The following is a 20,099-nucleotide window of genomic DNA, read 5'->3' on the forward strand; positions in this document are numbered from 1 at the left end:
CGGTTGATATGCAATACATTAAAATCCATTCGCAGGATAACGTCGCGGTCGCGCTGGCGGATATCGCTGCCGGTAGTGTGGTGACGATTGATAAGGATTCGGTCACCCTCGGCCAGGATATCGTTCGCGGCCACAAGTTTGCACTGCGCGCTATCGCGAAAGGGGAAAACGTCGTTAAGTACGGGTTGCCGATTGGCCATGCGCTGGCGGATATCGCGCCGGGCGAGCATGTTCATGCGCACAATACGCGCACCAATCTCAGCGACCTTGACGCGTATCGCTATCAACCGGACCGGGTTGCCCAACCGCCACAGCCTGCGGATCGCGAAGTGCAGATTTATCGTCGCGCTAACGGTGACGTCGGCGTGCGCAATGAGCTGTGGATCCTGCCGACCGTCGGCTGCGTCAACGCGATGGCCAGACAAATGAAGAACCGTTTCCTGAAAGAGACGTATGGCGCTGAGGATATCGATGGGGTGCATCTCTTCAGCCACACCTATGGCTGCTCGCAGCTTGGGGATGACCACATCAACACTCGCACCGTGCTGCAAAATATGGTTCGTCACCCGAACGCCGGGGCGGTACTGGTGGTTGGCCTTGGCTGTGAAAACAACCAGGTGGATGCCTTTCGCGAAACGCTGGGCGAGTTTGACCCGCAGCGTGTGCACTTTATGGTTTGCCAGCACCAGGACGATGAAGTGGAAGCGGGGGTTGCGCATCTGCATCAGCTGTATGAAGTGATGCGTCAGGATAAACGCCAGCCGGGTAAATTGAGCGAGCTGAAGTTTGGTCTCGAGTGCGGGGGATCGGACGGCCTGTCGGGCATTACCGCTAACCCGATGCTGGGCCGCTTCTCAGACTATGTGATCGCCAACGGCGGCACCACCGTGCTGACCGAAGTGCCGGAGATGTTCGGTGCTGAACAGCTGCTGATGAGTCACTGCCGTGACGAAGCGACCTTCGACAAGCTGGTGACCATGGTCAATGACTTTAAGCAGTACTTTATCGCACACGACCAGCCTATTTACGAAAACCCTTCCCCGGGTAACAAAGCCGGGGGGATCACCACCCTGGAAGATAAGTCGCTGGGCTGTACTCAGAAAGCGGGTTCCAGCCAGGTGGTGGATGTCCTGCGCTACGGCGAGCGCCTGAAGGTTCATGGTCTGAATTTGCTGAGCGCGCCGGGCAACGATGCGGTCGCCACCAGCGCGCTGGCCGGCGCCGGCTGTCATATGGTGTTGTTTAGCACCGGACGCGGCACGCCGTACGGCGGCTTTGTGCCGACGGTGAAGATCGCCACCAACAGCGAACTGGCGGCGAAGAAAAAGCACTGGATCGACTTTGATGCCGGGCAGCTGATCCATGGCAAAGCGATGCCGCAGCTGCTGGAGGAGTTTGTGGATGCCATTGTGGCTTTCGCTAACGGTAAACCGACCTGTAATGAACAGAATGACTTCCGCGAACTGGCCATCTTTAAAAGCGGTGTTACCCTGTAAAGGTGTATTCACATTGGCGCCCAGGGGCGTAGAACGTGTATCGGCCTGATAGCGTAACGCCATCGGGCTCGTAACAGCGGCGTTTCAGCCAGTGAAGCGCCGTTTGTTTTTTTCAGTCAGGGAGCTTTCATGACCGCGTATTGGCTGGCCCAGGGGGTCGGCGTCATCGCCTTTCTTATCGGCATTACCACCTTTATCAACCGCGATGAACGTCGTTTCAGGCTACAGCTGGCGGTCTATAGCGCTATTATCGGCGTCCATTTTTTCCTGATGGGCGCCGGGTCGGCCGGAATGAGCGCCGGGCTCAATGCGCTACGTACGGTCATTTCCTTACGCACCCGTAGCCTGTGGGTGATGACCGTCTTTATCCTCCTGACGTTGATCCTCGGCCTGGGCAAACTGCAGCATGCCATGGAGCTGCTGCCGATCATTGGCACCGTCGCCAGCACCTGGGCGCTGTTTCGTTGCAAAGGGCTGACCGTCCGCTGCGTGATGTGGTGCTCGACCGCCTGCTGGGTCACGCATAATCTGTGGCTGGGTTCGATTGGTGGGACGCTGATTGAAGGCAGTTTTCTGATCGTCAACGGGCTGAATATCATTCGCTTCCGCCGGATGCAAAAGCGCGGTATCGATCCGTTTAAGGTTGAAAACGCAGTCCAGGAAGAGAGCCCCTCCGCCCGATAGCGGAGGGGAAAGGCATCAGCTGCGCAGGGCGTTTTTCGCCAGCTGGTCATCTTCTGCTATGCAGGCCGCGGCGGTAAACAGGGCGTCGGTTGAGGAGTTGAGCGCCGTTTCGCAGGAATCCTGCAGCACGCCGATAATAAAGCCGACGGCAACCACCTGCATCGCCACATCGTTCGGGATCCCAAACATATTACAGGCCAGCGGGATCAGCAGCAGCGAACCGCCCGCCACGCCGGAGGCGCCGCAGGCGCACAGCGAAGCGACCACGCTCAGCAGCAGCGCCGTCGGCAGATCCACCGGAATATTCAGCGTATGCACCGCCGCCAGCGTCAGCACGGTGATCGTGATCGCCGCGCCCGCCATATTGATGGTCGCCCCCAGTGGAATGGAGACCGAATAGGTATCGCGATCCAGATTCAGCTTTTCACACAGCGCCATATTCACCGGAATATTGGCGGCGGAGCTGCGGGTGAAGAACGCGTAGACGCCGCTTTCGCGCAGGCAGGTCAGCACCAGCGGATAGGGGTTACGGCGGATTTTCCAGAACACCAGCAGCGGGTTAATCACCAGCGCTACCAGCAGCATACAGCCGACCAGCACCAGCAGTAGCTGGGCGTAGCCCCACAGGGTCTCGAAACCGGTGGTCGCCAGGGTGGAAGAGACCAGACCGAAGATCCCCAGCGGTGCAAAACGGATCACCACTTTGACGATGAAGGTCACCGCATGGGAGACATCGTTGATCAGGTTTTTGGTGGTGTCATTACCGTGACGCAGGGCGAAGCCCAGCCCCACCGCCCACACCAGAATGCCGATATAGTTGGCGTTCAGCAGGGCGTCGATCGGGTTAGATACCATGCTCATCAGCAGGCCGCGCAGCACTTCGACAATCCCCGACGGCGGCGTGATGCTGTCGGCGGCGGTGGTTAAATGCAGAGTCGACGGAAAGACAAAACTAAACAACACCGCGGTCAGCGCCGCGCTGAAGGTGCCCAGCAGATAGAGAAACAGAATGGGGCGAATACTGGTTTTTTGTCCGTGCTGATGGTTAGCGATGGAGGCCATCACCAGCATCAATACCAGCACCGGTGCCACCGCCTTTAACGCGCCGACGAACAGGGTCCCCAGCAGACCGACGGCAATGGCCGTTGGCTTAGAGACCAGCGCCAGCAGCACGCCAAGCACCAGACCGATTAAAATTTGTTTCACCAGGCTGCCTTGCGCCAGGCGTGAGATCCACCCCGATGGGGGAGTGCGTGTGGTCATAATTCATTCCTTCCAGTGATGTAGCAAGCCATCCCAGCCACGTATTATTTGTTACGTTTATGTCAGGATGTAAGTAGATGTTTGCATAGTCGAGTATACGGAAAGAATGGCGGGCGGGAAGCGTAAAATGCTGTGATTTTAATCTGGATCTTGTTTTTTAACTATGTAGTAACATAACTGTGACATGAGCAGAGATTGCCGTCGGCGATGGCCGACGGCGCGTTGTGCAGATTACTCAGGCAGTTTGCGCTGCTTGTCGTGTTGCTTGTTGACCCAGGCGTTAATCAGCAGCGTGACGGCCAGGATGCCTCCTACTACGCCCAGCGAGATGGCGACCGGGATATGGTAGAAGTCGACGATCAGCATCTTCACGCCAATAAACACCAGGATCACCGACAGACCGTATTTGAGCATCGAGAAGCGCTCGGCGACCCCCGCCAGCAGGAAGTACATGGCGCGCAGGCCGAGGATCGCGAACAGGTTTGAGGTCAGGACGATAAACGGATCGGTGGTGACCGCGAAGATCGCCGGGATACTGTCGACGGCGAAAATCACATCGCTCAGTTCCACCAGGATCAGCACCAGCAGCAGCGGCGTGGCGAACAGCACCCCGTTTTTACGGGTGAAGAAGCGCTCGCTCTCGATTTTATCCGTCATTCGCAGATGGCTGCGGATCCAGCGCACCAGTGGTTTATCGCCGATGCCGGAGTCATCTTCTTTCGCCAGCGCCATCTTCACGCCGGTAAAAAGCAGGAAGGCGCCGAAGACGTACAGCAGCCAGTCAAACTGGGAAATCAGCCAGCTGCCGGCGAAGATCATGATGGTACGCAGAACAATCGCGCCCAGCACGCCATACACCAGTACCCGGCGCTGCAGAGCAGGCGGTACGGCGAAATAGCTGAACAGCATCAACCAGACGAAGACGTTATCGACCGCCAGCGCTTTCTCAATCAGATAACCGGTGAGGAAGGCTAAGGCCTGCGGGTCAGCGACGGCCCGGCCCTGGGTTTGTACCAGATACCACCAGAAGGCGGCGTTGAACAGCAGAGAAAGCGTGACCCAGAGGATTGACCAGCCCGCGGCCTGCTTCATGGTCATGCTATGCGAACCGCGTCGTCCCTGAAGCAGCAGATCGATTGCCAACATGATCGCGACGACGACAGCGAATCCACCCCATAGCAACGGCGTGCCGACAGTATTCATTTGATATTCCTTACATAAAAACAAAACGGCTGACGTCGGAAGACGGCAGCCGCTGCGCTTTTATGCATAGACCTCGCCTTCCGGCAAGGTCTCACTTACAACAACCAAAGTACATCGCGATGGGCTTTGGTTATTGCCCGGCGACCGGATGCGGTATTGCACGCATCGTAATGACGATCAACCGGCAAGGAAGTTACTCCCCTTTGCACGTAACAAAATATGTCACAGGGCGGTTTTCGTCAATGGCGGCCGGTCCGGCCTTTACACTCTTTTACGCCAGCGGCTGCGTATCGGCCGGGAAGATCACTCCGGTCTGGCGACGAATTTCGCTCGACAGTTTTGCCGTAATACGGCTCACGGTCAGACCCGGGTGATTGACGTCCTGTGTCTCCACCAGGCGCGCAAAGGTCTCCGCCTCATACAGCATAGTATTAATGTGCTGGGGCTGCGTCAGGTCCTGGGCTTTGCCGCCGCGCGGCACAAACGCCAGCTTCTGGCATTCGGAGATTTTTTCGATCACTAATGTGCCGTCTTCGCCCTGGATTTCACTGGGGATCGCGGAATCGCTAACTTTGGAGTGATGCAGCGTCACGTCGAAGTCGCCATAGCTCAGCACCACGGTGCCCTGGGCGTCTACGCCGCTGTCCAGCAGGCTGGCGGTGGCAAGAACGGCCCGCGGTTCGCCCCATAACGCCACAGCGGACGCCAGGCAATAGAAGCCGATATCCATAATCGAACCGTTAGAGAACGCCGGGTTAAAGGTGTTGGGGTTTTCGCCGTCAAGGTAGCGCTGATAGCGCGAGGAGTACTGACAGTAGTTGATGAAGGCTTTGCGCAGTTTGCCCGCTTTAGGAAGCGTCTCTTTGAGTAGCAGAAAGTTAGGCAGGCTGGCGGTTTTAAAGGCTTCAAACAGCACAACGTTATTTTCTTTCGCCAGCGCTATCGCCGCCTCGACTTCCTGCAGGTTCGATGCCAGCGGCTTTTCGCAAATGACGTGCTTTTTGTGGCTCAGGAACAGCCGGGTCTGCGGGAAGTGCAGCGAGTTCGGGCTGGCAATATAGACCGCGTCAACGTCAGGGCTCTGTGCCAGTTCATCGAGCGAGGTAAACAGATGCTCGACCGGATAGTCATTGGCGAAGGCTTGCGCCTGTTCGAGGCTGCGGGAGTAGATGGCGGTAAGTTTATATTTGCCGGTTTCATGGGCGGCATCGACAAACTGCTTGGTGATCCAGTTTGTGCCAACAACTGCGAAACGTATCATAAACGTTGACGAACTCCATTAAAGGGAACCTGTCGTCACTCTATCATGCCATCATGACAAAACCAGTGCGTCACTACGCAGAACGATTTAACGAAAGGTGCGTCAGCCACAGGCGGGTATCGAACTCCAGTTGATGGTACTGCGGCTCCATATGGCAGCACAGTTGATAAAAGGCTTTGTTGTGATCTTTCTCTTTCAAATGCGCCAGTTCATGGACCACGATCATCCGCAGAAAGGCCTCCGGCGCGTCGCGAAACACCGTCGCCACGCGAATTTCCGCTTTGGCTTTCAGCTTACCGCCCTGAACGCGGGAAATCGCGGTATGCAGGCCGAGCGCATTGTTCAGCACGTGGATTTTACTGTCGTACATCACTTTGTTGATCGGCGCCGCTCCGCGCAGAAAGCGGGCCTTCAGATCCTGGGTGTACTGATACAGCGCTTTATCGCTGTTAACGTCATGGCCCTGCGGATAACGCTTTTGCAGCACCTCGCCGAGGCGGTCTTGCTCGATTAAAGCCGTGACCTGCGACAGCAGCGATTCAGGGTAGCCCTGAAGGTAAGGTAGCGTGTTCATGGTGAAAAAAGTTTACTTCTCCGGAGAATTGAGCGATAACACGCGCGAATTTTAGCATTTCGGAGGGGCGATGAGCCAGGCAGAGTTAAACGGTGAGTTATTCACATTAGAGCGGTTCCCACCTAACGCTGAAGAAGAAGCGCTACAGGCATGGGAAGCGGCGGATGAATATCTGCTGCAACAGGTGAATGACGTCGACGGCCTGACGCTCATCTTCAACGACGGCTTCGGCGCGCTCGCCTGCGCGCTGGCGGCGCGCAACCCGGTCAGCATCAGCGACTCCTTTATTTCCGAGCTGGCGACCCGCCACAACCTGCGGATGAACGGTATCGATGAAGAGAGCGTGCGCTTTCAGGATAGCCTGAGCCCGTTACCGGCCGCGCCGGCGCTGGTGCTGATTAAGGTGCCAAAACAGCTGGCGCTGCTGGAACAGCAGCTGCGCGCCCTGCGCGAAGTGGTCACGCCGGAAACCCGCATTATCGCCGCGGCGAAAGCCCGTGATGTGCACAACTCGACGCTGGCGCTGTTTGAAAAAATCCTCGGCACCACCACCACCTCGCTGGCGTGGAAAAAAGCGCGTCTGATCCACTGCGTTTTCACCGCCCCCAAGCTTGCCGATGCGCCGCAAACCTACAGCTGGAAGCTGGACGGCACGCCGTGGACCATCCATAACCACGCCAACGTTTTTGCCCGCAGCGGACTGGATATCGGCGCGCGTTTCTTCCTGCAGCATTTACCGTCTAATTTAGAAGGCGAGATCGCCGATCTCGGCTGCGGCAATGGGGTGATTGGCCTGCAGGCGCTGGCGCAAAACCCGAACGCGCGGGTCATGTTTACCGATGAGTCGCACATGGCGGTGGCTTCCAGCCGGTTGAACGTCGAGCGCAACCTGCCGGACGATATCGCACGCTGTGAATTTATGGTCAATAACTCGCTCTCCGGCATTGAGCCGGATCGCTTTACGGCGATCCTGTGTAATCCGCCGTTCCATCAGCAGCACGCGATTACCGACCATATTGCCTGGCAGATGTTTAACGATGCCCGCCGCAGCCTGAAATATGGCGGCGAGCTGTACGTCGTCGGCAACCGCCACCTCGATTACTTCCGTAAGCTGAAGCGCGCTTTTGGTAATTGCACGACGATTGCGACGAACAATAAGTTTGTCATTTTGAAAGCAACGAAGGTGCGTAAGCAGCGCTGATTTTTGTCGCGGTTTCCCCCGGCTCGCGGCTGTCGCCTTAGCCGGGCTACCGACTGTCGCCTTAGCCGGGCTAGCGTACGGGATTATCGTGGTAGCCCGGGGAAGGCGCATCGCGCCGCCCCCGGGACACGGCTAAATCGCCAGCGCCAGTTTAGTGCCCTGGGCAATCGCCCGGCGCGCATCCAGCTCCGCCGCCACGTCGCAACCGCCGATGAGATGCACCGTTTTCCCTGCCGCGCGCAGCGGATCCGCCAGCTCGCGGCGCGGTTCCTGACCGGCGCAGATCACCACCTGATCGACCGCCAACAGCTGGCGCTCGCCGCCGATAGTGACATGTAACCCTTCATCATCGATCTTTTCATAGCTGACCGCGGGGATCATTTTCACGCCGCGCGCCAGCAGCGTCGCGCGGTGGATCCAGCCGGTGGTTTTGCCGAGCCCTTCGCCCGGTTTGCTGGCTTTGCGCTGCAGCATCACAATCTGTCGCGGGCTTTTACTCAGTTGCGGGCCTTCAGGATGCAGCCCTCCCGCCGTTTGCAGGCTGGTATCGATACCCCATTCGCGGCAGAACTCGCCGATATCCTGGCTGGTGGCCGCGCCCGACTGGCTTAAATACATCGCGGTGTCGAAGCCGATGCCGCCGCAGCCGATAATCGCCACCTTCGCGCCAACCGGTGCTTTATCGCTCAAGACATCCAGGTAGCTCAGCACTTTGGGATGATCGATCCCGTCGATCGCCGGCAGGCGCGGGGCGATACCGGTGGCGAGGATCGTCTCATCGAACGTCAGCAGATCGTCTGCCGTGACGCGGGTGTTCAGGCGTAGATCGACACCATGAAGATCGAGCATGGTGCGGTAGTAGCGCAACGTCTCGTGAAACTCCTCTTTGCCGGGGATCTGTTTAGCGATATTAAACTGGCCGCCGATCTCCGGGAGCGCATCGAACAACGTGACGTGATGACCGCGAGCGGCAGCGTTAACGGCAAAAGCCAGACCGGCAGGCCCGGCGCCGACCACCGCCAGCCGTTTAGGCGCGTTGGCCGGCAGGACCGGCATCAGGGTTTCATGACAGGCGCGCGGGTTGACCAGACAGGAGGTGACTTTGCCGGCGAAGATCCGATCGAGACACGCCTGGTTGCAACCGATGCAGGTATTGATCTCCCCGGCGCGATCGCGCTGCGCTTTCGACATAAATTCGGCGTCGGCGAGGAACGGGCGGGCCATCGATACCATATCGGCATCGCCGCGAGCGAGAATATCCTCCGCGACCTGCGGATCGTTGATGCGGTTGGTGGTGATCAACGGGATCGACACCGCGCCCTTCAGCTTGCGGGTGACCCAGCTGAACGCTCCGCGCGGTACCGGTGTGGCGATGGTCGGAATGCGCGCTTCGTGCCAGCCAATCCCGGTGTTGATAATTGTCGCTCCCGCCGCTTCAATCGCTTTGGCCAGTTCGGTGACTTCCGCCAGCGTGCTGCCGTCGTTGACCAGATCGAGCATCGACAGGCGGTAGATGATTATGAAATCGTGGCCGGCGCGCTGGCGCACCGCCTTAACCACTTCAATGGCGAAACGCATGCGCCTGGCATAATCGCCGCCCCATTGGTCGTCGCGCTGGTTGGTGCGCGCGGCGAGAAATTCGTTAATCAGATAGCCTTCTGAACCCATCACTTCGACGCCGTCATAGCCCGCTTCACGCGCCAGCTGGGCGCAGTGGGCAAAATCATCGATCAGCGTCAGGATCTCATCGTGGCTCAGTTCATGGGGCGTAAAACGGTTAATCGGCGCCTGTAGCGCCGAGGGGGCCACCAGCGCGGGCTGGTAGCTGTAACGGCCGGTATGCAGGATCTGCAGGGCGATTTTGCCGCCTTCCTGATGTACCGCGTCGGTAATATGGCGATGGTGCGCCAGATGGCTGGCATCGTTGAGTACCGCGCCGCCGGCCATGGTGACGCCAGAGGGCGCCGGAGCGATGCCGCCGGTGACGATCAGCGCCACGCCGTGGCGGGCGCGCTCGGCGTAAAAGGCCGCCAGCCGCTGCGCGCCGTCCGGCAGCTCTTCCAGCCCGGTGTGCATCGAGCCCATCAACACGCGGTTTTTGAGCGTTGTGAAGCCCAGCTCAAGCGGGGCGAAAAGCGACGGATAGCGGCTCATAGTGGCTTCCAATGTAAAATTATTGTTATGTGGTCGGATGAGTTACTAATTTAGCCGTCGCGAAGAAAAAGGGAAAAGGGGAGTGCGGTGATTGTGATGGGATTCAAAGAACGGAACTCGTTGTCCCTCACCCCGGCCCTCTCCCAAAGGGAGAGGGGGAAAGGCGGATCGGTACCGGTGGTTAGGGTGACGGGGAAGACGCTACGCGCTGGCGGCGCTCCAGGCCCGGTGCCTGCCACATCGACGTTGTCAGCCCGCTATCGACAAGGCCAAGCTGATCGGCATACACCGTCTGCCACTTGCTCATCATCTCCTGATACAGCTCGCGATGCTGCGGATTCGGGGTGAACTCCCGGTGCCAGCTCACTAACCGTTCTCCTGTACTGGCCATATCGCCATACAGTCCGGCGCCGGTTCCGGCGGCGATGGCGCAGCCCAGCGCGGTGGCTTCGCGAACCACCGGCACCCGCACCGGCAGGCCGGTGACGTCGCTGAGGATCTGGCTCCACAGCGCGCCTTTAGAGCCGCCGCCGGCAAACACCAGACTCTCGAATGTCACCCCGGAGAACTGGGAGATCTGCGCGAGGTTGCAGGCGGAGACAATCGCTGCGTTCTCCTCCAGCGCGCGGAACAGGGTCGCTTTGTTGCACTTCTCCGGATCGATGGAGAGGTTAATAAACGACGGCGCGGCGTGGTACCACTGCTTAAAGTGCATGGCGTCGGAAAAAATAGGCATCACGCCGTGGGAACCGGCGGGGACGCGGCTGGCCATCTCCTCCAGCAGCGAATAGGCATCGACGCCGAGCCGCTCGGCAATCAGTTTTTCTTCAGCGCAGAAGGCGTCACGAAACCAGCGCATGGTCAGGCCGGTAAAGAAGCTGATCGATTCCGCCTGCGCCATGCCGGGAATGACATGAGGATTAACACGAATATTCATCTGCGGATCGGTGCGCACCTGCGGCAGGTTGACCACCTGCTGCCAGAAAGTGCCGCCGAGTACCGCAGTTTGCCCGGCGCGCACCACCCCAAGGCCCAGGCAGCCGAGCTGGACGTCGCCGCCGCCCATCACCACCGGCGTCCCGGCGCGCAGGCCGCTCTCATGCGCCGCCGCTTCGGTGACGGCGCCCAGCAGGGTACCGGTCTCTTTGACCGGCGACAGCATATCGGCGCGCAGCCCGGCCATATCCAGCAGCGCCGGACGCCAGTCGCGGCTGAACAGGTCGAGCATGCCGGTGGTGCCGGCGTTTGACGGGTCGACCGCCAGCTCGCCGGATAGCTTCGCCGCCAGCCAGTCGCTGATCATGGTGATGGTTGCCGCTTTGCGGTAGATATCGGGGCGGTGGTGCGCCAGCCACAGCAGGCGCGGCATGGCGCTAAGCGCCAGGGTTTGTCCCGAGACCTCGTATACCTCGGATTCAAAACGATAGTCGTGGATCTCCTTAAGCTCCGCCACTTCGCGGCTGGCGCGGGCATCGACGTTGGCGCAGGCCCAGATGGCCTCGCCGTCGCGGTCATAGAGAACGATCCCTTCGCGCATCGAACAGCAGGCGACGGATTGAATATCGGCGGCAGAGAGCCCGGCGGCGTTGAGCGCCTGGCGAATACACTGGCAGGCCAGCTGCCAGTTGGTGGTAAGGTCGAACTCCATCGAGCCGGGGACGTTATCGACGCTCAGGTGTTTCCATTCGGCCTGGCCTACCGCCAGCTGGCGGCCATTAAGATCGAAAATGACCGCCCGAATGCTGCCGGTCCCGGCATCTAACGCTAACAGGTAACTCATGACATGCGCCTCGCTGTTGTCGCGCGGCGCCTGGCCGTCAGGAGGCCAGCGCGAGTACCGCGCGTGCTGTTGTCTCTTCCGTTACCAGGCCATTAATGCGCTTTCCAGTCAGAGCGGCATAAATCGCCTGCGCTTTTTCTTCTCCCCCGGCGACGCCGACGATGGTTGGCAGCTGCGCCAGCTCATCCAGGGTTACGCCGAGCAGTTCCCGATGGATCTCCAGTCCTTCTACCGGCCGGCCGTCGGCCTGCAGGAAATAACCTAAAATGTCGCCGACCGCGCCTTTGCGCGCGTACATCAGCTGTTCGCCCTCGCTGATATAGCCGGAGCGTAAAATCGTGGCGTCGCGCCGCTGATCGATGGCGCCAATGCCGACCACCGCCGCGTCCGCCGCCGTTGCCGCGAGGATCACGTCGCGCACGCTCGACTCACGGCGCAGGATCTCGGCGACCTCCGCTGAAGAGACCCGCAGCGGCGCCGGAATAATGCTGACGCTGCAGGCGGCATCAAGCTGGCCGATGCCGGTCATATAGGGGCCGACGCCGCCGGAGAGGGTCACCAGCCGCACCTGCTGCGAGCCGATAAAGCCGCTGAGATGCTGCAGGCAGCTCATGGTGGCCTCACCGAAGCCGACCGCCAGCAGCTGTCCCGGCTGCAGAATGCCCATCAGCGATTGCGCCGCGCCGATCCCCAACCGGGTATTCATCGGCGGGGTGTTGAGCGCCGGCAGCACGCGGGCAATCTTGAGGCCAAAGCGCTGCTGGAGTTCACTTTCCAGCGCCAGACAGCCCTCATAGCGCGAGTTGATCTGCACGCGGATCACCCCGGACTGGCGGCCTTTCTCCAGCAGACGGGAAATCTTCAGCCGCGGCAGCCCCAAACGCTCGCCGATGTCATTTTGCGTCAGGCCGTCGTGGTAGTAGCACCACGCCACCCGCGCCACCAGCTCTTCCTCGGCTAACGCCAGCCCGGCGTAGCGGTTCTCTTCCGTAATGCGTTTTTCGCTCATAAATTGAACTCTTATAAAAATTTAGATCATATGTTCGCTATTGCGCGGTCGGAAAGTGTGAGCCGACTGGCAAAACGGATCTTTCATCGCTGGCCCATTTTTTCCTGAGGATCTAAAGCGCCAAACTGTGATCTTCGCACGGTTGTAAATATAGTTCACCGTCTACGCTTTTGAACATTATTAAATTTAAAAATAATTTGTTCAATCGAGGCGCGATGATGAAGCCACTGCTTGAAGCTCGCCAGATTTGCAAACAGTTCTCCGGCGTTGCGGTGCTCAAGGGCATTGATTTCACGCTAGGCGCGGGCCAGGTGCATGCGCTGATGGGCGGCAACGGCGCGGGTAAATCGACGTTGATGAAGATCATCGCCGGCGTTGAAACGCCGGATAGCGGTGAACTGACGATCGGCGACCGCGCGTTTGCGCGTCTCAGCCCGGCGCTGGCGCACCAACTGGGCATCTATCTGGTGCCACAGGAGCCGATGCTGTTTCCCAACCTCAGCGTGCGCGAGAACATTCTCTTTCGTTTGCCGAAGCGGGCGGATACCGCCCCGCGGTTGCAGGAAAAACTGCGGCAGCTGAACTGCCAGATCAACCTCGATGCCAGCGCCAGCACGCTTGAAGTGGCCGATCAACAGATGGTCGAGATCCTGCGCGGGCTGATGCGCGAGGCCAAGATCCTGATCCTGGATGAGCCCACCGCCTCTTTAACGCCGGGTGAAACCGAGAGGCTCTTTAGCCAGATCCGCGCGTTACAGGCGCTGGACGTTGGGATCGTCTTTATCTCACACAAATTGCCCGAAATCTGCCAGCTTGCCAGCCATATTTCGGTGATGCGCGATGGCGCGGTGGTGCTGAGCGGCGAGACCGCGGCATACCGCGACGAGCAACTGATTAACGCGATGACGCCGGTCAGCCGCGACCATGCGCTGAGCGACACGCAAAAGCTGTGGCTGTCGCTACCGGGTAACCGCCGTACGCAACCGCAGGACTTTCCCGTGCTGCGGGTGGAGGATCTCACCGGAGAAGGTTTTATCGATCTCAATCTGGAGATCCGCGCCGGAGAGATCGTCGGTCTGGCCGGGCTGGTAGGATCCGGGCGCACCGAATTTGCCGAAACCCTATACGGCCTGCGTCCACCGCGCGCCGGGCGGATCTGGCTGGAGAACCGCGAGATTAGCCGCGACAGCACCCGCGCCAGGCTAGCCAGCGGGCTGGTCTATCTGCCGGAAGACCGCCAGGTCTCGGGGCTGTTTCTCGATGCGCCGGTGCGCTGGAACACGGTGATGTTCAATCAGCCGTCGTGGTGGCAGCAGGGGAAACGGGAGGCGGCGGTGGTTGAGCGCTATCACCGGGCGCTGGGGATCAAGCTGGCCGATGGCGATCAGCCGGTGCGCACTCTCTCTGGCGGCAACCAGCAGAAGGTGCTGCTGGCGCGCTGTCTGGAAGCTAATCCGTTGCTGCTGATTGTCGATGAGCCGACGCGCGGCGTGGATGTCTCCGCCCGCGCCGATATCTATCAACTGCTAAAAAGCGTTGCCGCGCAAAACGTGGCGGTGCTGATGATCTCCAGCGATCTGGATGAGTTCGTTGGCCTGGCCGACCGGGTGCTGGTGATGCATCAGGGCCGCTACAGCGGTGAGCTGGCGCGACAGGCGGTGACCGTCGATCGCATGATGACCCTGGCCTTCGGAGGGCAGGCATGAAAACGTTACTGAAGAATCGCGAACTGAGCGCCTTCTTTGCCATCGTGGCGCTCTTTGCCGTGCTGGTGGCGCTCAATCCAGCCTATTTCAGCCTGCAGACCCTGGCGATGATTTTCGCCAGCTCGCAGATCCTTTGCCTGCTGGCATTGGGCGCGACGCTGGTGATGCTGACCCGCAATATTGACGTGTCGGTAGGCTCCACCGTTGGGCTGTGCGCCATCGCCGTCGGCGTGGCGCTGAACAACGGTTACGGGCTGGCGACGGCTATCGCCTTTGCGCTGGCGATTGGCGCGCTGGCCGGGGCGTTTAACGGCCTGCTGGTAGTGGGACTGCGCATTCCGGCGATCGTCGCCACCCTCGGCACGCTGGGGTTGTATCGCGGGGTGATGCTGCTGTGGACCGGCGGGAAATGGATCGAGGGCTTGCCCGACAGCCTGAAGTCGCTCTCGGAGCCGGCGTTTATCGGCGTGTCGCCGCTGGGCTGGCTGGTGCTGGCGCTGCTGCTGGCGGGCGGCTGGCTGCTGTCGCGCACCGCCTTTGGTCGTGATTTTTACGCCGTCGGCGATAACCTCGCCGCCGCGCGCCAGTTGGGCGTGGCGGTCAATCGCACGCGGATGCTGGCCTTTACCCTCAACGGCATGCTGGCGGCCTGCGCCGGGATTGTCTTCGCCGCGCAGATTGGTTTTGTGCCTAATCAGACCGGCAGCGGGCTGGAGATGAAAGCCATCGCCGCCTGCGTACTGGGCGGGATCTCGCTGCTCGGCGGTACCGGCACGCTGCTCGGCGCGTTTCTCGGCGCCTTTTTCCTTACCCAAATCGACACCGTGCTGGTGCTGTTCCGCCTTCCCGCCTGGTGGAATGACTTTATCGCCGGCCTGGTGCTGCTCGGCGTGTTGGTGCTCGATGGCCGCCTGCGCCAGGCGCTGGCCCGCCATCAGCGGGCGCTAAAGTACAGCCGTTTCCAGCCCGGTAATAAAGGGGGCAAACAGGTTGCCCGCTTTCCCGAACGCAAAAGCAAAGAGGTGGCTTAAATGAAGCTGAAGCTTAACTGGGAAAGCGCGCTGCTGGCGTTGCTGATCGCGGAAATCCTGCTGTTCGGCGCCTTGAATCCGCGCATGCTGGATCTCAATATGCTGCTCTTTAGCACCAGCGACTTTATCTGCATCGGTATTGTCGCGCTGCCGCTGACGCTGGTGATCATCAGCGGCGGGATCGATATTTCGCTGGGCTCGACCATCGGCCTGTGCGCCATCGCCCTCGGAGTGATGACCCAGGCGGGCTGGCCGCTGTGGCTCGCGGTATCGCTGACGTTGCTGTTGGGGCTGCTGTGCGGGTTATTTAACGCCGCGCTGATCCACTACACCGGCATCAGCCCGCTGGTGATCACGCTTGGTACGCTATATCTGTATGGCGGCGGCGCGCTGCTGCTTTCCGGGATGGCCGGCGCGACCGGTTACGAGGGGATTGGCGGTTTTCCCGATAGCTTCACCGCCATCGCCAATTTAACCCTCGCCGGACTGCCGCTGCCGCTGGTGCTGTTCGCGATTATCACCTTTCTCTTCTGGCTGCTGGCCCATCGCGGGCGCTTTGGCCGCCATCTCTTTTTACTCGGGCAAAACCCGCGCGCCGCGCGCTATGCCGCGCTGTCGGTGAACGGCATCCCGTACGTGCTGTATGGCCTGGTGGGCGTCGCCTCGGCGGTCGCGGCGCTGGTGATGGTCTCCTATTTCGGCTCGGCGCGTTCGGATTTAGGCCGCGACCTGCTGATGCCGGCGCTGACCGCGGCGGTGCTCGGCGGGGCCAATATTTACGGCGGCTCGGGATCGATACTGGGTACCGCGCTGGCGGCATTGCTGGTGGGGTATCTGCAACAGGGTTTACAGATGGTCGGCATCCCCAACCAGGTGTCGAGCGCGCTGTCAGGGGCGCTGTTGGTTGTGGTGGTGATGGGGCGTTCGCTGAGCCTGCACCGTGAATGGGTGCGCGCGACCTGGCGGCGTCTTTTCTCGCATAGAACAATCGGAGCACAACAATGAAAACAAAACGTATCCTGCAGGTCAGCGCGCTGGCGCTGGCGATGAGCGTGGTTACCGCGCAAGCGGCGGACCGCATCGCCTTTATTCCTAAGCTGGTCGGCGTCGGCTTCTTTACCAGCGGCGGCAACGGCGCGAAAGAGGCGGGGAAAGCGCTGGGCGTTGATGTCACCTATGACGGCCCCACCGAGCCCAGCGTCTCCGGCCAGGTGCAGCTTATCAACAACTTCGTCAACCAGGGCTACAACGCGATTATCGTCTCCGCCGTTTCGCCGGACGGCCTGTGCCCGGCGCTGAAGCGGGCGATGCAGCGCGGGGTGAAAGTCCTGACCTGGGATTCCGATACCAAACCGGAGTGCCGCAGCATCTATATCAACCAGGGTACGCCGCAGCAGCTCGGCGGCCTGCTGGTGGAGATGGCGGAAAAGCAGGTCAGCAAACCTGCCGCCAAAGTCGCGTTTTTCTACTCCAGCCCGACGGTGACCGACCAGAACCAGTGGGTGAAGGAAGCCAAAGCCAAAATCGAAAAAGAGCATCCGCAGTGGCAAATCGTCACCACCCAGTTTGGCTATAACGATGCCACCAAATCGCTGCAAACCGCCGAGGGGATCTTAAAAGCGTATCCGGATCTCGACGCCATTATCGCGCCGGATGCCAATGCGTTGCCGGCGGCGGCGCAGGCGGCGGAGAACCTCAAGCGTCAGGGCGTGGCGATTGTCGGCTTTAGTACACCGAATGTGATGCGCCCGTACGTTGAGCGCGGCACGGTGAAAGCGTTCGGCCTGTGGGATGTGGTTCAGCAGGGCAAAATTGCGGTTAACGTCGCCGATCGATTGCTGAAAAAGGGCGATCTTAACGTAGGCGACAGCGTTGAGGTGAAAGATATCGGCTCGCTGAAGGTCGAACCGAATAGCGTGCAGGGCTACCAGTATGAGGCGAAGGGCAACGGTATCGTGCTGCTGCCGGAGCGCGTGGTGTTCAGCAAAGAGAACATCAACAACTACGACTTCTGACGGAGGAAAAGATGGCTGATTTAGACGATATCAAAGAGGGTAAGGACTTCGGCATCGACTGCCCGCAGCAGAATACGCTGTATACCCTGAAAGGCTGTGGTTCACTGGATTGGGGCATGCAGTCGCGGCTGGCGCGCATCTTTAATCCGCACAGCAACCGCACGGTGATGCTGGCTTTCGATCATGGCTACTTCCAGGGGCCAACCACCGGGCTGGAGCGTATCGACCTGTCGATTGCGCCGCTGTTTGCCGACACCGATGTGCTGATGTGCACCCGCGGCGTACTGCGCAGCCAGGTACCGGCGGCCACCAATAAGCCGGTGGTGCTCCGCGCCTCCGGCGGCAATTCGATTTTGAGCGAACTCTCCAACGAATGCGTGGCGGTGGCGATGGAAGACGCGCTGCGTCTCAACGTTTGCGCGGTGGCGGCGCAGGTCTATATCGGCAGCGAATACGAACATCAGTCGATCAATAACATCATCAAACTGGTGGATGCCGGCAATCGCTACGGTATGCCGGTCCTGGCGGTTACCGGCGTCGGCAAAGAGATGACCCGCGATGCGCGCTACTTCTCGCTGGCCAGCCGGATTGCCGCCGAAATGGGGGCGCAGTTTGTGAAGACCTATTTCGTTGAGGAAGGCTTTGAAAAAGTGACCGCCAGCTGTCCGGTGCCGATCGTGATTGCCGGCGGTAAAAAACTGCCGGAGCATGAGGCGCTGGAGATGTGCTGGCGGGCGATCGATCAGGGGGCGTCCGGGGTGGATATGGGGCGCAATATTTTCCAGTCCAGCGCCCCGCGCGCGATGCTGAAGGCGGTGAAAAAGGTGGTGCATGAGAATCTGAACGCGCGCGAAGCGTATCAGTTCTGGCAGGAAGAGAAACAGGGAGAGCTGAAATGAATGTGACGCTGGTGGAGATCAATATTAAACCCGAGCGGGTGGATGAGTTTCTTGAGGTGTTTCGCGCCAACCACGAAGGCGCGCTGCAGGAGCCGGGCAACCTGCGCTTTGATGTCCTGCAGGATCCCGAGGTGAAAACCCGCTTTTTTATCTACGAAGCCTATAAAGACGATGAGGCGGTGCTGGCGCATAAGAAGACGCCGCACTATTTAGCCTGCGTCGAAAAGCTGGAGGAGATGATGTCGCAGCCGCGTCAGAAACGCAGCTTTATCGGCCTGTTGCCGCAGGTATGAGGATTTTCCTTCCCCCTCTCCCTGTGGGAGAGGGGGAAGGGCACTTATTACGCTTCTTCAACCGAGACGCGCAGGGCCGCCAGCGCCTTACGCGCCGCTTTCAGCACCTGCTCACACTGCTCCAGGGTGAGGGTCAGCGGCGGTTCAACGCGGATCGTCTTGGCGTTGTTTAACGTCCCGGCGACCAGCACCCGCTGTCTGAACATCTCGCTGGCAAAGTCGTAGCCAATCTCGTTATCGACAAACTCGATGGCCATCAGCATGCCTTTCCCGCGCACTTCATTCACCAGGTCCGGATACTCCTGCGCCAGCAGGCGGAACCCGTCCAGCAGCATATCGCCTTTCTGCGCCGCCTGCGCCGGCAGGTTTTGCGTCAACAGCACGTTGATCGTCGCCAGCGCCGCCGCACAGGCCAACGGGTTGCCGCCGAAGGTGGTGGTGTGCAGGAACGGGTTGTCGAACAGCACCGAGAAGACCTCTTCCGTCGCCACCGTCGCGCCGATCGGCATCACACCGCCGCCGAGCGCTTTCGCCAGACACAGAATATCGGGCTGAACGTTCTCATGCTCGCAGGCGAACATCTTGCCGGTGCGGCCCATGCCGGTCTGCACTTCGTCGAGGATCAGCAGGGCGCCAAACTCATCGCACAGCTTACGCACCGCCGGCAAATACCCCTGCGGCGGGAGGATCACGCCCCCTTCGCCCTGAATCGGCTCGAGGATCACCGCCGCGACGTCGTCGCCGGTTTTCTTGCACTCGCTCAGCATGGTGCGCATGGCGTTGATATCGCCGAACGGCACGTGGCGGAAGCCCGGCAGCAGCGGCATAAAGGGTTTGCGGAAGGTCGACTTGGCGGTGGCCGACAGCGCGCCCAGCGATTTACCGTGGAAGGCGCCGCTGGTGGCGATGAAGGTAAATTTACCGCGCGGCGACTGATAGGCTTTCGCCAGCTTGATGGCCGCCTCTACCGATTCGGTACCGCTGTTGCAGAAGAAACTGTACTTTAGTTTGCCGGGCGTTAAGGCTGCCAGGGTTTTCGCCAGCATCGCGCGTAGCGGATCCAGCAGTTCCTGACTGTGAAGCGGTTGTTTCGCGAGTTGATTCTCGACGGCGGATACCACAACTGGATTACGGTGCCCTACATTGAAGATGCCAAACCCACCAAGGCAGTCGATAAATTCCTGTCCCTGGGTGTCGACAAGCGTATTTAACCCTCCCGCTTGCCACTCTACGGCTCCGTAATCCCCGCCGGCTGTGACCGATTTTCGATACTCTAAAAACCCCGGATTCACATGCTCTTTAAAGTATTCCCTGACCTCCTGGTTAAGTGCTTTCATTTCCTCATGATCAAGCGTGCGCTTTTCAATGAGATTCAGTGCGTGTGCGCTGCAGGCCAGAGCCGATGCGCTGGAAGGTAACCTGTTCAAAATGTGCTCCTGGGGCGGACGTATCACACGATACTGGATTAAGTATTGCAGGGATTACGCCAGTTCGGCAGAAGCGGTGAAAATCGGGATAAATGCAAGGTAA

The 20,099-nt window shown here is 59.8% G+C and carries 17 protein-coding genes; 9 read left to right on the forward strand and 8 right to left on the reverse strand.

Annotated features, from left to right (window positions below):
* The first annotated feature begins 8 nt into the window (after positions 1 to 8).
* Both AS136_RS00740 and AS136_RS00745 read left to right on the forward strand, forming a co-directional pair.
* The gene (locus tag AS136_RS00740; RefSeq protein ID WP_063266637.1) at positions 9 to 1,496 is read left to right on the forward strand and encodes a UxaA family hydrolase; all 1,488 of its coding nucleotides are present in this window, start codon (positions 9 to 11) and stop codon (positions 1,494 to 1,496) included.
* Positions 1,497 to 1,625: 129 nt separating this feature from the next.
* A complete protein-coding gene (locus AS136_RS00745; RefSeq protein WP_008806579.1) occupies positions 1,626 to 2,180 on the forward strand; it encodes a YgjV family protein in 555 nt (184 codons plus the stop codon).
* A gap of 15 nt (positions 2,181 to 2,195) precedes the next feature.
* On the opposite strand, the gene sstT is transcribed toward AS136_RS00745, so the two are convergent.
* From sstT to AS136_RS00765, 4 genes are all read right to left on the reverse strand, one after another.
* Positions 2,196 to 3,443, reverse strand: coding sequence for a serine/threonine transporter SstT (gene sstT / locus AS136_RS00750; RefSeq protein WP_008806578.1), 1,248 nt, complete (start codon positions 3,441 to 3,443; stop codon positions 2,196 to 2,198).
* A gap of 231 nt (positions 3,444 to 3,674) precedes the next feature.
* The gene (locus AS136_RS00755) at positions 3,675 to 4,646 is read right to left on the reverse strand and encodes a TerC family protein (RefSeq protein WP_008806577.1); all 972 of its coding nucleotides are present in this window, start codon (positions 4,644 to 4,646) and stop codon (positions 3,675 to 3,677) included.
* Between the two features lie 271 nt (positions 4,647 to 4,917).
* Entirely contained in the window at positions 4,918 to 5,907 is a 990-nt protein-coding gene (locus AS136_RS00760) for a Gfo/Idh/MocA family protein (protein ID WP_012967191.1), read from the reverse strand.
* Positions 5,908 to 5,980: 73 nt separating this feature from the next.
* The gene (locus AS136_RS00765) at positions 5,981 to 6,481 is read right to left on the reverse strand and encodes a M48 metallopeptidase family protein (RefSeq protein ID WP_016161861.1); all 501 of its coding nucleotides are present in this window, start codon (positions 6,479 to 6,481) and stop codon (positions 5,981 to 5,983) included.
* A 70-nt stretch (positions 6,482 to 6,551) separates the two neighbouring features.
* On the opposite strand from AS136_RS00765, the gene rlmG reads away from it, so the two are divergent.
* Complete coding sequence (gene rlmG / locus AS136_RS00770) at positions 6,552 to 7,682, forward strand: 23S rRNA (guanine(1835)-N(2))-methyltransferase RlmG (protein WP_016161860.1); 1,131 nt, start codon at positions 6,552 to 6,554, stop codon at positions 7,680 to 7,682.
* Positions 7,683 to 7,814: 132 nt separating this feature from the next.
* Here rlmG and AS136_RS00775 read toward each other — a convergent pair whose 3' ends face one another.
* The 3 genes from AS136_RS00775 to lsrR form a co-directional block, all read right to left on the reverse strand.
* Positions 7,815 to 9,836 carry an NADPH-dependent 2,4-dienoyl-CoA reductase gene (locus AS136_RS00775; protein WP_023323310.1) on the reverse strand — a complete coding sequence of 674 codons (2,022 nt, stop codon included), beginning with the start codon at positions 9,834 to 9,836 and terminating at the stop codon, positions 7,815 to 7,817.
* Positions 9,837 to 10,017: 181 nt separating this feature from the next.
* The gene (gene lsrK, locus AS136_RS00780) at positions 10,018 to 11,616 is read right to left on the reverse strand and encodes an autoinducer-2 kinase (RefSeq protein WP_016161858.1); all 1,599 of its coding nucleotides are present in this window, start codon (positions 11,614 to 11,616) and stop codon (positions 10,018 to 10,020) included.
* A 37-nt stretch (positions 11,617 to 11,653) separates the two neighbouring features.
* Positions 11,654 to 12,625, reverse strand: a complete 972-nt coding sequence (gene lsrR / locus AS136_RS00785; protein ID WP_012540508.1) for a transcriptional regulator LsrR — start codon at positions 12,623 to 12,625, stop codon at positions 11,654 to 11,656.
* 218 nt (positions 12,626 to 12,843) lie between these two features.
* On the opposite strand from lsrR, the gene lsrA reads away from it, so the two are divergent.
* Genes lsrA through lsrG form a run of 6 tightly spaced genes read left to right on the forward strand, consistent with a single transcriptional unit; the run spans position 12,844 to position 18,569 of the window.
* Positions 12,844 to 14,331 (forward strand): autoinducer 2 ABC transporter ATP-binding protein LsrA, encoded by a 1,488-nt coding sequence (gene lsrA, locus AS136_RS00790; RefSeq protein ID WP_063266638.1) that lies wholly within the window; start codon positions 12,844 to 12,846, stop codon positions 14,329 to 14,331.
* The gene (lsrC, locus tag AS136_RS00795; protein WP_016161856.1) at positions 14,328 to 15,362 is read left to right on the forward strand and encodes an autoinducer 2 ABC transporter permease LsrC; all 1,035 of its coding nucleotides are present in this window, start codon (positions 14,328 to 14,330) and stop codon (positions 15,360 to 15,362) included. Before lsrA ends, lsrC begins: the two co-directional genes overlap by 4 nt.
* Positions 15,363 to 16,367, forward strand: a complete 1,005-nt coding sequence (gene lsrD / locus AS136_RS00800) for an autoinducer 2 ABC transporter permease LsrD (RefSeq protein ID WP_023323308.1) — start codon at positions 15,363 to 15,365, stop codon at positions 16,365 to 16,367. It abuts the gene before it with no gap.
* Entirely contained in the window at positions 16,364 to 17,377 is a 1,014-nt protein-coding gene (lsrB, locus tag AS136_RS00805) for an autoinducer 2 ABC transporter substrate-binding protein LsrB (RefSeq protein ID WP_008806564.1), read from the forward strand. Before lsrD ends, lsrB begins: the two co-directional genes overlap by 4 nt.
* Before the next feature lie 11 nt (positions 17,378 to 17,388).
* On the forward strand, positions 17,389 to 18,276 hold the full coding sequence (gene lsrF / locus AS136_RS00810; RefSeq protein WP_023323307.1) for a 3-hydroxy-5-phosphonooxypentane-2,4-dione thiolase: 888 nt from the start codon (positions 17,389 to 17,391) through the stop codon (positions 18,274 to 18,276).
* A complete protein-coding gene (gene lsrG / locus AS136_RS00815) occupies positions 18,273 to 18,569 on the forward strand; it encodes a (4S)-4-hydroxy-5-phosphonooxypentane-2,3-dione isomerase (protein ID WP_002917723.1) in 297 nt (98 codons plus the stop codon). Before lsrF ends, lsrG begins: the two co-directional genes overlap by 4 nt.
* A 47-nt stretch (positions 18,570 to 18,616) precedes the next feature.
* Here lsrG and ygjG read toward each other — a convergent pair whose 3' ends face one another.
* Positions 18,617 to 19,996, reverse strand: coding sequence for a putrescine aminotransferase (ygjG, locus tag AS136_RS00820; RefSeq protein WP_012540512.1), 1,380 nt, complete (start codon positions 19,994 to 19,996; stop codon positions 18,617 to 18,619).
* Positions 19,997 to 20,099 lie beyond the last annotated feature (103 nt).

Origin of the sequence: Klebsiella sp. D5A (genome assembly GCF_001620885.1) — a bacterium.
Taxonomy (GTDB): Bacteria; Pseudomonadota; Gammaproteobacteria; order Enterobacterales; family Enterobacteriaceae; genus Klebsiella; species Klebsiella variicola.

Excerpts from the sequence above, each read along its gene's own strand:
- rlmG (WP_016161860.1), top strand. The coding sequence starts at position 6,552 with ATGAGCCAGGCAGAGTTAAACGGTGAGTTATTCACATTAGAGCGGTTC.
- lsrD (WP_023323308.1), top strand. The coding sequence starts at position 15,363 with ATGAAGCTGAAGCTTAACTGGGAAAGCGCGCTGCTGGCGTTGCTGATC.
- sstT (WP_008806578.1), bottom strand. The coding sequence starts at position 3,443 with ATGACCACACGCACTCCCCCATCGGGGTGGATCTCACGCCTGGCGCAA.
- AS136_RS00740 (WP_063266637.1), top strand. The coding sequence starts at position 9 with ATGCAATACATTAAAATCCATTCGCAGGATAACGTCGCGGTCGCGCTG.
- AS136_RS00765 (WP_016161861.1), bottom strand. The coding sequence starts at position 6,481 with ATGAACACGCTACCTTACCTTCAGGGCTACCCTGAATCGCTGCTGTCG.
- lsrR (WP_012540508.1), bottom strand. The coding sequence starts at position 12,625 with ATGAGCGAAAAACGCATTACGGAAGAGAACCGCTACGCCGGGCTGGCG.
- AS136_RS00745 (WP_008806579.1), top strand. The coding sequence starts at position 1,626 with ATGACCGCGTATTGGCTGGCCCAGGGGGTCGGCGTCATCGCCTTTCTT.
- lsrA (WP_063266638.1), top strand. The coding sequence starts at position 12,844 with ATGAAGCCACTGCTTGAAGCTCGCCAGATTTGCAAACAGTTCTCCGGC.
- AS136_RS00755 (WP_008806577.1), bottom strand. The coding sequence starts at position 4,646 with ATGAATACTGTCGGCACGCCGTTGCTATGGGGTGGATTCGCTGTCGTC.
- AS136_RS00775 (WP_023323310.1), bottom strand. The coding sequence starts at position 9,836 with ATGAGCCGCTATCCGTCGCTTTTCGCCCCGCTTGAGCTGGGCTTCACA.
- AS136_RS00760 (WP_012967191.1), bottom strand. The coding sequence starts at position 5,907 with ATGATACGTTTCGCAGTTGTTGGCACAAACTGGATCACCAAGCAGTTT.
- lsrK (WP_016161858.1), bottom strand. The coding sequence starts at position 11,616 with ATGAGTTACCTGTTAGCGTTAGATGCCGGGACCGGCAGCATTCGGGCG.
- lsrF (WP_023323307.1), top strand. The coding sequence starts at position 17,389 with ATGGCTGATTTAGACGATATCAAAGAGGGTAAGGACTTCGGCATCGAC.
- lsrB (WP_008806564.1), top strand. The coding sequence starts at position 16,364 with ATGAAAACAAAACGTATCCTGCAGGTCAGCGCGCTGGCGCTGGCGATG.
- lsrG (WP_002917723.1), top strand. The coding sequence starts at position 18,273 with ATGAATGTGACGCTGGTGGAGATCAATATTAAACCCGAGCGGGTGGAT.
- lsrC (WP_016161856.1), top strand. The coding sequence starts at position 14,328 with ATGAAAACGTTACTGAAGAATCGCGAACTGAGCGCCTTCTTTGCCATC.